At 68.1% G+C, this 11,286-nt stretch carries 12 protein-coding genes; 7 read left to right on the top strand and 5 right to left on the bottom strand.

Annotation, left to right across the window (positions count from 1 at the left end; all coding sequences use genetic code 11):
- Positions 1–62: 62 nt before the first annotated feature.
- Genes phoB through gph form a run of 4 tightly spaced genes read right to left on the bottom strand, consistent with a single transcriptional unit; the run spans position 63 to position 3,198 of the window.
- Entirely contained in the window at positions 63–761 is a 699-nt protein-coding gene (gene phoB / locus HUU94_RS05230) for a phosphate regulon transcriptional regulator PhoB (protein WP_174274046.1), read from the bottom strand.
- Between the two features lie 2 nt (positions 762–763).
- The gene (gene phoU, locus HUU94_RS05225) at positions 764–1,462 is read right to left on the bottom strand and encodes a phosphate signaling complex protein PhoU (protein ID WP_174274045.1); all 699 of its coding nucleotides are present in this window, start codon (positions 1,460–1,462) and stop codon (positions 764–766) included.
- A 48-nt stretch (positions 1,463–1,510) separates the two neighbouring features.
- Positions 1,511–2,530, bottom strand: coding sequence for a sensor histidine kinase (locus HUU94_RS05220; RefSeq protein ID WP_174274044.1), 1,020 nt, complete (start codon positions 2,528–2,530; stop codon positions 1,511–1,513).
- A 2-nt stretch (positions 2,531–2,532) separates the two neighbouring features.
- Positions 2,533–3,198 carry a phosphoglycolate phosphatase gene (gph, locus tag HUU94_RS05215; protein ID WP_174274043.1) on the bottom strand — a complete coding sequence of 222 codons (666 nt, stop codon included), beginning with the start codon at positions 3,196–3,198 and terminating at the stop codon, positions 2,533–2,535.
- Between the two features lie 62 nt (positions 3,199–3,260).
- Here gph and glmU point away from each other — a divergent pair, with 62 nt between their 5' ends.
- The 3 genes from glmU (at position 3,261) to HUU94_RS05200 (ending at position 7,565) form a co-directional block, all read left to right on the top strand.
- On the top strand, positions 3,261–4,601 hold the full coding sequence (glmU, locus tag HUU94_RS05210; protein ID WP_174274042.1) for a bifunctional UDP-N-acetylglucosamine diphosphorylase/glucosamine-1-phosphate N-acetyltransferase GlmU: 1,341 nt from the start codon (positions 3,261–3,263) through the stop codon (positions 4,599–4,601).
- A 303-nt stretch (positions 4,602–4,904) separates the two neighbouring features.
- On the top strand, positions 4,905–7,073 hold the full coding sequence (locus tag HUU94_RS05205; protein WP_174274041.1) for a penicillin acylase family protein: 2,169 nt from the start codon (positions 4,905–4,907) through the stop codon (positions 7,071–7,073).
- Between the two features lie 18 nt (positions 7,074–7,091).
- Positions 7,092–7,565 (top strand): NUDIX domain-containing protein, encoded by a 474-nt coding sequence (locus HUU94_RS05200; protein WP_174274040.1) that lies wholly within the window; start codon positions 7,092–7,094, stop codon positions 7,563–7,565.
- 66 nt (positions 7,566–7,631) lie between these two features.
- On the opposite strand, the gene HUU94_RS05195 is transcribed toward HUU94_RS05200, so the two are convergent.
- Positions 7,632–7,865 (bottom strand): DUF5818 domain-containing protein, encoded by a 234-nt coding sequence (locus tag HUU94_RS05195; protein WP_174274039.1) that lies wholly within the window; start codon positions 7,863–7,865, stop codon positions 7,632–7,634.
- A gap of 120 nt (positions 7,866–7,985) precedes the next feature.
- Between HUU94_RS05195 and HUU94_RS05190 the strand changes: the two genes are divergently transcribed.
- The 4 genes from HUU94_RS05190 (at position 7,986) to HUU94_RS05175 (ending at position 11,120) form a co-directional block, all read left to right on the top strand.
- Positions 7,986–8,606, top strand: coding sequence for a phasin family protein (locus HUU94_RS05190; RefSeq protein WP_254601975.1), 621 nt, complete (start codon positions 7,986–7,988; stop codon positions 8,604–8,606).
- 177 nt (positions 8,607–8,783) lie between these two features.
- Positions 8,784–9,113 carry an ATP-dependent Clp protease adapter ClpS gene (clpS, locus tag HUU94_RS05185; protein ID WP_174274038.1) on the top strand — a complete coding sequence of 110 codons (330 nt, stop codon included), beginning with the start codon at positions 8,784–8,786 and terminating at the stop codon, positions 9,111–9,113.
- Between the two features lie 82 nt (positions 9,114–9,195).
- Positions 9,196–10,482 (top strand): UDP-N-acetylglucosamine 1-carboxyvinyltransferase, encoded by a 1,287-nt coding sequence (gene murA, locus HUU94_RS05180; protein WP_174274037.1) that lies wholly within the window; start codon positions 9,196–9,198, stop codon positions 10,480–10,482.
- Complete coding sequence (locus HUU94_RS05175) at positions 10,479–11,120, top strand: cysteine hydrolase family protein (protein WP_174274036.1); 642 nt, start codon at positions 10,479–10,481, stop codon at positions 11,118–11,120. The genes murA and HUU94_RS05175 overlap by 4 nt, the downstream gene beginning before the upstream one ends.
- Positions 11,121–11,286: the final 166 nt, after the last annotated feature.

Genomic DNA, 11,286 nt, shown 5'->3' with positions numbered 1-11,286 from the left:
GAGGAAGAAGCGGGACCCCGGCTCAAGGCCGGGGTGACGTTTCAGCTTGAACAGGACAGACCCTAGGCCACGCCCTCGCCGTCGAGCGCATAGCCGGCGGAGCGGACCGTGCGGATCAGGTCGGGGCGCTCGCCGAGGTTGATCGCCTTGCGCAGGCGGCGGATGTGGACGTCGACGGTGCGCAGCTCGATCTCGCTATCCTGTCCCCAGACGCTGTCGAGCAGGCGCTCGCGCGAGAAGACGCGCCCGGGATGTTCGAGGAAATAGCGCAGCAGGCGATATTCGGTCGGCCCGAGCGGCACCGCCTGGCCGTCGCGGCGCACGCGATGCTCGGCCAGATCCATCTCCAGCCCTTCATATTGCAGCCGCTCGCTGTTCACCGCGGGGCGCGTCCGCCGCAGCACCGCCGCGATCCGCGCGACCAGCTCGCGCGGCGAGAAGGGCTTGGTGATATAATCGTCGGCGCCGGTGGTGAGCCCGCGGATGCGATCCTCCTCCTCGCCGCGCGCGGTGAGCATGATGATCGGCGTGCCGCGCGTTTCGGGCATCCGCCGCAGCCGGCGGCAGACCTCGATCCCCGAAAGCCCCTCGATCATCCAGTCGAGCAGCACGAGATCGAAGTGCGATTCGGCGACGCGCAGCAGTGCCTCCTCGCCGTCGCCGGTCTGTTCGATGCCATAGCCTTCGCGCTCGACGTGCCAGGCGATCAGCTCGGCCAGCGCGGCATCGTCTTCCACCAGCAGGATCTGGGCGTTCGTCATCTTCAGGCCTCGGCGGAAAGCATGTCGGTTCCCCGCGTGCGCTCGCCCATCTGCTCGCCGGTCGCCGCGAAATAGACCATCTCGGCGACGTTGGTGGCATGATCGCCGATCCGCTCGAGATTCTTGGCGATGAACAGCAGATGCGCCGAAGCGGTGATATGATGGGGGTTTTCCATCATATAGGTCAGCAGCGCGCGGAACAGGCTGTTGTAGAAATCGTCGATCTGCGCATCGCTGCGGCAGACGCGCTCGGCGGCTGCGGCATCGCGCGCGGCGAAGGCATCGAGCGCGGCGTGGACGATCTCGGAGGTCGCGCGCCCCATCGCGGGCAGGATCGCCAAGGGCTCGATGCCGCGCGATTCGGTAAGCAGCGGAACGCGCTTGCCGATATTCTTGGCATAATCGCCCATCCGTTCGACGACGCCGGCGATCTTGAGCGCGGCGAGCACCTCGCGCAGATCGTCGGCGGCCGGCGCGCGCAGCGCGATCAGGCGAACCGCGCGGCGCTCGATATCGGCCTCCAGCGCGTCGATCCTGCGGTCGCCCTCGACGATCCGGGCGGCGGCCTCGATATCGCGGCGGGTCAGCGCCGCCACCGCGCCGTCGATCGCGGCTTCCGCCAGGCCACCCATCTCGGCGATGAGCGCGCGCATTTCGGCCAATTCGTGATCGAACGCCCTCGCGATATGTCCGGTCGCCATGCTGTCTCCCGTAGCGCCGCCGCGTAACGCCCAAGCAAGACAGCTTTGTTACAGGATTTCGTCTTCGAGGGGCAGCGCCACCGTCACGCACGTCCCGACGCCCGGCGTGCTGGCGATATCCAGCCGCCCGCGATGCCGCTCGACGATATGCTTGACGATCGCCAGCCCGAGCCCCGTGCCCCCCACCGCGCGGCTCCGGCCCGGATCGACGCGGTAGAAGCGCTCGGTCAGCCGGGGCAGGTGATCGCGTCCGATGCCCTCGCCCTGATCCTCGATCGTCAACAGCGCGCTGCCCTGCTCGGCGTGGAGCGTCGCGTGGACGGCGCTGCCATCGCGTCCGTATTTCAAGGCATTGCCGACGATATTGTGGACGAGTTGCGAGATTTGCGCGGGGTCGGCGCGGGTGATCAGCGGCGCATCGGGCAGCGTCAGCCGGATGCGCGCGCCGCCGCCGCCGGGCTCGATCTCGGCGCAGGCGGCGCGGATCGCGCCGACCAGGTCGATCGCCTCGCGCGGCCGGACGAAGCGATCGACCTCGACGCGCGACAGCGACATCAGATCGTCGATCAGCCGCTGCATCCGTCGCGCCTCCCCGCCCATGATGCCGAGGAAGCGCTTGCGGATTTCGGCTTCGTGGGGGCCGTTCGCCTCCTCCAAAGTCTCGATGAAGCCGATCAGCGTCGCCAGCGGGGTGCGCAGCTCGTGGCTGGCGTTGGCGACGAAATCGGTGCGCATCCGCTCGGCGGCGGCGGCCTGGCTGTGATCGATCAGGCGGACGAGCCGCCGCCCAGGCGAAAGCGCGCGCACCTCCATCTCCCACCGCCGCTCGGGATCGCCGAGCCCGCCGAGCGAGGCGCCGCCGTCCTCCGTCCCGCTCAGCAGTGTCGCGGCATCGGGGTGGCGGATCGCCAGCCTTACGTCCTCGCCGATGATATAGGCGCCGAACAGGCTCTGCGCGGGCGGATTGGCGCGCTCCACGGTCAGGCCGTCGATCAGCAGCAGCGGCATGTCGAAGGCGTCGAGCAATGCGGCGATATCGCGTGAGTCCTGGTTCGGCTTGCGCGCCATGGTCAGCCCAGCCGCTCCAGCGCCGGGACCAGCGCATCGAAATGATCGATCAGCATGTCCGCGCCGAGCTGCTCGGGAGGGCGATCGTGGAAGCCGAAGGTCAGTGCCACGCACGGCACGCCGGCGGCGCGCGCGGTATCGGTATCGGTGATCGAATCGCCGACGAACGCCGCGCGGCCGCCACCCGAACGCGCGATCGCCTCGATCAGCGGCCTTGGATCGGGCTTGCTCACCCCGCAGCTATCGCCGCCGATGATGACGGGAAAGCGACTCGTCCAGCCGATCGCTTCGACAAACCGGCGCGCCAGCCGCTCGATCTTGTTGGTGCAGATCGCCAGCGCCACCCCGCGCGCCGCCAGCGCGTCGAGCGCCGCCTCGCATCCGGGGAAGGGGCGGCTGCCGTCGGCGATATGCGCCTCGTAATGCTCCAGGAAGATCGGGAAGCCGCGATCCACCTCGCGATCGTCCGCCACCCCCGCCGCCGCCAGGCCCTTGCGCAGCAGCGCGCGCGCGCCATGCCCGACCATGTGGCGCACGTCGGGCGCGGGAACCGGCGGATAGCCGAGCTGGGCCAGCGCATGGTTGAGCGCGGCGGTCAGGTCCGGCGCGGTATCGGCGAGCGTGCCGTCGAGATCGAACGCCACCACGTCGAAGGGAAAATCGGCCATGCGCCGCCCTTGGGGCCTGCGATATGGCCCGTGCAAGCGGAACGTGGCAAAGTGCCGGCATCATGACCGATCCCGCGCCGCTCGCCGCCGTCATCCTTGCCGCAGGGCAGGGCACGCGGATGAAATCCGATCTCCATAAGGTGCTGCATCCGATCGCCGGGCGGCCGATGCTCGGCCACCTGATCGATGCGGTGGGGCGGCTGGGCGCCGAACGCAGCGTGGTGGTCGCGGGCGCGCGGCGCGAGCAGGTCGAGGCGTTCGCGGCACCGCTCGGCCTGACCGTGGCGCTTCAGGCCGAGCAGCTCGGCACCGCGCATGCGGTGCTCCAGGCGAGGGAGGAGCTCGCGGGGTTCGCCGGCAATATCCTGATCCTCTATGGCGATGTGCCGCTGGTGTCGCCGGAGACGATGGCGCGGATGATCGATCGGCTGGAGGCGCCCGATCGGCCCGCGATCGTCGTGCTTGGGTTCCGCCCCGCCGATGCGCTCCGCTACGGGCGGATCGTCGCGGATGGCGATCGCATCGTGAAGATGGTCGAATATCATGATGCGACCGCCGAGGAGCGCGCGCTCGACCTGTGCAATTCGGGGCTGATGGCGGCGCGCGCCGCCGATCTCTGGCCGCTGCTGGAACGGGTGGGCAACGCCAATGCGGCGGGCGAATATTATCTGCCTGATGTCGTGATGCTCGCCGCCGGCGACGGTCGCGCGTCGGCGGTGATCGAGACCGACGCCGAGGAGGTCGCGGGCGTCAACAGCCGCGCCGAACTCGCCGAGGTCGAGGCCGCGTGGCAGCGCAAGCGGCGCGCGCGCGCGATGGCCGACGGCGCGACGCTGATCGCGCCGGAGACGGTGTGGTTCGCCGCCGACACCGCGATCGGCCGTGACGTGACGATCGGGCAGAATGTCGTCTTCGGCCCCGGCGTCGCGATCGCCGACGGTGTGACTCTCCACGCGTTCAGCCATATCGAGGGCGCCAGCGTGGCGCGCGGCGCGATCGTCGGGCCTTATGCGCGGCTGCGGCCCGGCGCGGAGATCGGCGCGGGCGCGCATGTCGGCAATTTCGTCGAGATCAAGCAGGCGAGGCTGGGGGAGGGCGCCAAGGCCAACCATTTGAGCTACATCGGCGATGCCGATATCGGTGCGGGCAGCAACATCGGCGCGGGCACGATCACCTGCAATTACGACGGCTTCGGCAAATATCGCACCACGATCGGCGCGCGCGCGTTCATCGGATCGAACAGCGCGCTTGTCGCGCCGGTGACGATCGGCGCGGGGGCGATCGTCGCGGCGGGATCGGTGGTGACGCGCGACGTCGCCGCCGATGCGCTAGCGGTCGCGCGCGGCATTCAGGAAGAGCGGCCCGGCTGGGCGAAGCGCTTCCGCGATCGCAAGCGGAGCTAGAATCCGTCCTGTCGACGTTAAGCTCTCGTCACCCCGGCCTTGAGCCGGGGTCCCGCTGCTTGGCCGACGCTGAAGAAGAAGCGGGACCCCGGCTCAAGGCCGGGGTGACGTTTCGGCTTGAGGGGGACAGCCTCCCGTTTCGAACTGTGCGCTGCTTTTCACCCGATGACCCTCCACATCGCGTTGCCCCTTGCCTCCCTGTCGCCCCGGCTTAGGCTGGGGCCCATGCCTCTCGATGCCAGCGCCGCTGCGGGTGGGAAGAGCCATGGATCCCAGCCTCCGCTGGGAGGACGGGGAGAAACCATGCTGCGCTTCGCTGCCGCCTTGCTTTTGACGACCGCGCCGGCGGCTCACTCCGCTCCCGCCGAGCAGGCGCGATGGCGGGCCGAGGCCGCGCGCATCGCGATCGTCCGCGACACCTGGGGCATCGCCCACGTCACCGGCAGAACCGACGCCGATGCGGTGTTCGGCGCGATCTACGCGCAGGCGGAGGATGATTTCGCGCGCGTCGAGGCCAATTACCTCACCGCGCTCGGTCGCACCGCCGAGGCGGAGGGGGAGAGCGCGGTCTGGGACGATCTCCGCCAGCGCCTGTTCGTCGATCCCGCCGATCTGCAGGCGCGTTACCGATCGAGCCCGGCCTGGCTGCGCAAGCTGATGGACGCCTGGGCGGACGGCCTCAATTTCTATCTCGCGACGCACCCGGCGGTGCATCCGAAAGTGCTGACGCGCTTCGAGCCGTGGATGGCGCTGTCCTTCACCGAAGGCAGCATCGGCGGCGACATCGAAAGGATCTCCGTGCCCGATCTCGCATCTTTCTACGGCGGCAAGACGCTGGCGCTGAGCGACGAGGAGAAAGGGCTCGCCCAGCGCGAGCCGCGCGGATCGAACGGTATCGCGATCTCGGCCAAAAACAGCGCTGACGGCCGCGCTTTGCTGCTCATCAATCCGCACACCAGCTTCTACTTCCGCTCGGTGCTCCAGATGACGAGCGGGGAGGGCCTCAATGCCTATGGCGCCTCCACCTGGGGGCAGTTCTTCATCTATCAGGGCTTCAATCCGAGCATCGGCTGGATGCACACCAGCACGGGCGCCGACAGCATCGATACGTTCACCGAGACGATCGTGCGTCAGGACGACAAATTCTTCTATCGCTACGGCAGCGCGCTGCGCCCGGTGCGCGTCGTGCCGATCACGCTGCGCTATCGCCAGGCGGATGGCACGATGGCGGTGAAGCAGGTCGCTACCTACCGCACCCACCATGGCCCGATCGTCGCCAAGAGCGGCGAGAAATGGCTCGCGACCAGCCTGATGTGGAAGCCCGTGCCCGCGCTGGAGCAGAGCTTCCTGCGTACCAAGACGCGCGATCTCGCCTCCTACCTCAAGGTCGCCGCGCTCCAGGCCAACAGCTCGAACGATACGTTGCTCGCCGACGCCAAGGGCGAGATCGCCTATCTCCATCCGCAGTTCGTGCCGCTGCGCGACGATCGCTTCGATTATACCCGGCCCGTCGACGGCAGCGATCCCGCGACCGACTGGAAGGGGCTGCACAGCCTCGCGAGCCTGCCGCAGGCGATCAATCCGTCGGTGGGCTGGGCCAAGAACACCAACAACTGGCCGTGGACCGCGGCGGGCGTCGACAGCCCCAAACGCGAGAGCTTCCCGCGCTACATGGATCAGGCGGGCGAAAACCCGCGCGGGGTGCATGCCGATCTGCTGCTCACCGGCAAGAGCGGCTGGACCGCGCCCAAGCTGATGGCGGCGGCCTATGACAGCTATCTCCCGGCCTTCGCGCTGCTGATTCCGAGGCTCGCCGCCGATTTCGATGCGCTGCCCAGCGGCGATCCGCGACGCGCCCGGCTCGCCGCGCCGATCGCGCTGCTCAAGGGCTGGGACTATCGCTGGAGCGCGACCTCCGAGCCCACCGCGCTTGCGGTAATGTGGGGCGATACGCTGGCGCGCACGCTCGGCCCCGCCGCGCGCGAGGCGCATATGCCGGTCACCGATTATATGGCGGCGCGCGCGACCCCCGATGCGCGGCTGGCGGCACTAAGCACGGCGATCGACACGCTTGCCAGAGGCTTCGGGAGCTGGCGCGTGGCGTGGGGCACGATCAACCGCTTCCAGCGGCTCGACGATTCGATCCAGCCGCATTTCGACGATCGCCGCCCCAGCATCCCCGTGCCCTTCACCTCCGCCTCCTGGGGCTCGCTCGCCTCGTTCGGCGCGAAGAGCTATCCGAACACCAGCCGCTATTACGGCACCAGCGGCAACAGCTTCGTCGCGGTGGTGGAATTCGGCCCGCGCGTCCGCGCCTGGGCGGTGACGGCGGGCGGCGAGAGCGGCGATATCGCCTCGCCCCACTTCAGCGATCAGGCCGACGCCTACGCCGGCGGCAAGCTCCAGCCCGTCTATTTCTACCCCGACGAGCTTTCGGGGCATGTCGAGCGCCGTTACCGCCCCGGCGAATGATCCGGTTGGTGGGTAATTGTGGCGAAGCGTAGCGCGGGCGTGATGCTGTATCTCCGGGACGCCGATGGCGTGCGCGTGCTGCTCGTCCATCCCGGCGGCCCGTTCTGGCGCAACAAGGATATCGGCGCGTGGCAGATCCCCAAGGGCCAGATCGAGCCGGGCGAGGATAGCGAGGCAGCGGCGCGGCGCGAGGTGCGGGAGGAGCTCGGCGTCGCGCTCGAAGGGCCGCTGCTGCCGCTGGGCATGGTGCGGCAGGCGGGCGGCAAGGAGGTCGTCGCTTTCGCTATCGAGCAGGCGCTCGATCCCGCGACCTTGGTCAGCACCATGTTCGAACTCGAATGGCCGCCGAACAGCGGGACGATGCGGAGCTTTCCCGAAGTCGATCGGGTCCGCTGGATGCGCCCGGTCGAGGCCCGCGCGGTTATGCTGCCCAGCCAGCAGCCGTTGCTGTCGGCGCTGGAGGCGCTGCTTGGCCTGACCGAGCAGGCCTGATTCGGCTCGATGCTTCGCGAGGGAGCGCCTAGTCTAAAGGCTGTCCAAGCTGGACGTCACCCCGGCTCAAGGCCGGGGTGACGAGAGTTTCGTCGCGCCCGTAACCGTCTGAATGCCGTCCACCTCGATCAGGTCGCCGCCGGCATAGTGGCCGATCACGCGCACCTGCTTGTGGACCCCATCGACGGGAACGCGGCGCAGGCTGAGCAGGTATCGGCCCCCCATGTCGCGGCTGAGATAGAAGGCGCCGCCTTCGCGAAGCAGCAGCCCGGTTTCATCGATCGCCGCGCCGACCTCCATCCGCTCGCTCTACCGCAATCCGGACGAGGATCAACTTGCGGCCTGAAATGCTGCGATGCACAAAAACCACTTGGCAATTGGATTGCTTTGGATTATTGTGCGTTGCAGCAAGGAGGGCGTGTGTCGGAAATCAAGCAGACCAGCCAGCCGAAGCGCAAGCCGCGCGCCACCGCCGTTCCGGCGGCCGGCGCCGCCACCGCGCAAGCGGCGGAAATGATGGAAGCCGTGACGTCGCCGGCTGTTGTCAGCGACGTGAAGGCAGCAGCGGCCAGCGCCGCTTCAACAGAGGAAATCCAGACGATGGCGACGATAGAAACTCCCTCGATCGAAAAGGCGCAGGCCGTATTCGGCGACATGAACGAGCGCCTCAAGGCCGCGTTCGAGAAGAGCAGCAAGATGGGCGAGGAGATGGTCGAGCTCGCCAAGGGCAATGTCGAGGCCGTCGTCGCCTCCGCCAAGATCGCGGCCAAGGGCAGCGAGACGCTGGGCCAGGAAGCCGCCGAATATGGCAAGAAGAGCTTCGAAAGCGCGATGGCGGTGCTGAAGAGCTTCACTTCGGTGCGCTCGCCGACGGAGCTTTTCCAGATCCAGTCCGATTTCGCAAAAGCGTCGCTCGAAAGCGCGGTGGCCGAGGCTTCGAAGCTCAGCGAATCGATGCTGCGTCTCGCCGGCGATGTCGTGCAGCCGCTGTCGAACCGCTATTCGGCCGCAGCCGAGAAGATCAAGACCGTCAGCCTCTGAGTTGGGGGGGGCTCGCCGCTTCGCGCGGCGGGATCGGGAAGGGCGGCTGTCCGGGGGGCGGCCGCCTTTTCGCATATTCGCGGCCTTGCGGTCGGGCGCGCGCAGACTTATGCTTTCTTGAGCTTTTTAGCCGAGACTCCGCGCCCGATGATCGATGCTCCCGCCCTGGAAGCCGTGATGGCTGTTCGTCGCAACGATGGCGATGGCGACGACGCCAACACCGGCGTCGCGACGCGCACCCGCACGCGCACCAAGCAGCCCGCGCCGTATAAGGTGCTGATGCTCAACGACGATTATACCCCGATGGAATTCGTCGTCCTCTGCCTCCAGCGCTTCTTCCGGATGAGCATCGAGGATGCGACGCGGGTGATGCTGCACGTCCATCAGAAGGGCGTCGGCGTCTGCGGCATCTTCACCTACGAGGTTGCCGAGACCAAGGTGAGCCAGGTGATGGATTTCGCCAAGCAGAACCAGCATCCGCTCCAGTGCACGATGGAAAAGGCCTGAGCACCGGCGTCCCTCCCCGGCACGGGGAGGAAACCATCCCATTGCGGATGACGCCAGCGCCACCAGTGCCTAAAGCACGCTGATGGATCGGATCATCATTCGCGGCGGCCGCCGCCTTTCGGGCACGGTTCCCATCTCCGGCGCCAAGAATGCCGCGCTTACGCTGCTGCCGTGCGCCTTGCTCACCGATGGCAGGCTGACGCTTTCCAACCTGCCGCGCCTCGCCGACGTCGACAGTTTCGGCCATCTGCTCAACGGGCTCGGCGTCTCGACCACGATAGCCGGCGCCAAGGCGGCGGGCGGCATCGATCGCGCGATGACGCTTCAGGCCGAGGCGATCGTCTCGACGCTCGCGCCCTATGACATCGTCCGCAAGATGCGCGCCTCGATCCTCGTGCTCGGGCCGCTGCTGGCGCGCGCGGGGGAGGCGACGGTGTCGCTGCCCGGCGGCTGCGCGATCGGCAACCGCCCGATCGATCTCCACCTCAAGGCGCTGGAGGCGCTGGGCGCGGAGATCGAGCTTGCCGCCGGCTATGTGAAGGCGGTCGCGCCGCGCGGCGGCCTCAGGGGCGGGCGCGTGACCTTCCCGATCGTCTCGGTCGGCGCGACCGAGAATGTGCTGATGGCCGCCGTGCTCGCCGCCGGCGAAACGCTGATCGAAAATGCCGCGCGCGAGCCCGAGATCAGCGATCTCTGCCGCTGCCTCGTCGCGATGGGCGCGGAGATCGAAGGGATCGGCACCGAAAGCCTGCTCGTCCAGGGCAAGGCCGCGCTGCACGGCGCCGATTATCGCGTGATGCCCGATCGTATCGAGGCGGGCAGCTATGCCTGTGCTGCGGCGATCACCGGCGGCGACCTGCTGCTCGAAGGCGCGAGGGCCGAGGATATGGGCGCGATCATCGCGGGGCTGGTCGAGGCGGGGCTCACGGTTACCGACGAGGCGGGCGGCCTGCGCGTCGCCGCCGATGGCCCGATCCGCGCGCTGTCGCTATCGACCGCGCCGTTCCCGGCCTTTCCCACCGACATGCAGGCGCAGTTCATGGCGATGCTGGCGCTCGCCGATGGCGCGAGCGTGTTGACCGAGACGATCTTCGAAAATCGCTATATGCATGTCCCCGAGCTTACCCGCATGGGCGCCGACATCGAGGTGCGCGGGCGTACCGCGATCGTGCGCGGCGTGAAGGGGCTGGTCGGCGCGCCGGTGATGGCGACCGACCTGCGCGCTTCGATGAGCCTCGTGCTCGCGGGGCTGGCGGCGACGGGCGAGACGGAGGTGCTGCGCATCTATCACCTCGATCGCGGCTACGAACGGCTGGAGGAGAAGCTCTCCGCCGTCGGCGCCGATATCGAGCGCGACAGCGACGGATGAGCGCCGAGCCCGGCGACACGCCGCGCGCGCCCTTCCGCGATGCCGAGCGCGGCGGAACCGCGCTGCTGATCATCGACATGATCAGCCCGTTCGATTTTTCCGGCGCCGAGGCGTTGCTCCCCGAATTGGCGCGAGCGGCGGGGCGCATCGCCGCGTTGCGCGAGGCGGCGGCGCGCGCCGACGTGCCGGTGATCTACGTCAACGACAATTTCGGCGAATGGCATTCGGAAGCGTCGCGGTTGTACGAACGCGCCGCCGAAGAGGGCAGCCGGGGCCGTGAGATCGCGACGCTGCTGAAGCCCGACGCCCGCGATTATTTCATCATCAAGCCGCAATTCTCGGGCTTCTATTCGACCAACCTGCCCGTATTGCTGCCCAAGCTGGGCGTCAGCCGGCTGATCCTGACGGGGCTCGCCGCCGATATCTGCGTGCTCTTCACCGCCGCCGACGCGCATATGCGCGATTATGCGCTGTGGGTGCCCGAAGATACGGTGGTCGCGCACGAGCCGGAGCGTTGCCGCTGGGCGCTGGAGATCATGAGGCACAGCATGCGCGCCGAAACACGCGCGTCCGATGCCTATCCGCTCGATGCGTGGCTGGAGGCGGGACAGGCGACGGAGGCCGCCCCCGATGATTAGAGCAGGATGATCTTAGATCGACCCACTCCTCCGCTCATCCTGAGTAGGGATCGAGCTTGTCGAGAGCCCGTATCGAAGGACGTGCACTGGGAGCCGTACTTCGATACGAGCCCTCGATACGCTCCTGCGGAGCTACTCGGTCTCACCTCAGCATGAGCGGGTAAGG

It is taken from the genome of Sphingomonas bacterium, from assembly GCF_903644055.1.
Lineage (GTDB): Bacteria > Pseudomonadota > Alphaproteobacteria > Sphingomonadales > Sphingomonadaceae > Sphingomonas_I.
This window is presented reverse-complemented; position numbering and strand designations above follow the sequence as displayed.

Coding starts and splice junctions, on each gene's coding strand:
- phoB (WP_174274046.1), bottom strand. CDS start 761: ATGACGAACGCCCAGATCCTGCTGGTGGAAGACGATGCCGCGCTGGCC.
- phoU (WP_174274045.1), bottom strand. CDS start 1,462: ATGGCGACCGGACATATCGCGAGGGCGTTCGATCACGAATTGGCCGAA.
- HUU94_RS05220 (WP_174274044.1), bottom strand. CDS start 2,530: ATGGCGCGCAAGCCGAACCAGGACTCACGCGATATCGCCGCATTGCTC.
- gph (WP_174274043.1), bottom strand. CDS start 3,198: ATGGCCGATTTTCCCTTCGACGTGGTGGCGTTCGATCTCGACGGCACG.
- glmU (WP_174274042.1), top strand. CDS start 3,261: ATGACCGATCCCGCGCCGCTCGCCGCCGTCATCCTTGCCGCAGGGCAG.
- HUU94_RS05205 (WP_174274041.1), top strand. CDS start 4,905: ATGCTGCGCTTCGCTGCCGCCTTGCTTTTGACGACCGCGCCGGCGGCT.
- HUU94_RS05195 (WP_174274039.1), bottom strand. CDS start 7,865: ATGGAGGTCGGCGCGGCGATCGATGAAACCGGGCTGCTGCTTCGCGAA.
- clpS (WP_174274038.1), top strand. CDS start 8,784: ATGGCTGTTCGTCGCAACGATGGCGATGGCGACGACGCCAACACCGGC.
- murA (WP_174274037.1), top strand. CDS start 9,196: ATGGATCGGATCATCATTCGCGGCGGCCGCCGCCTTTCGGGCACGGTT.
- HUU94_RS05175 (WP_174274036.1), top strand. CDS start 10,479: ATGAGCGCCGAGCCCGGCGACACGCCGCGCGCGCCCTTCCGCGATGCC.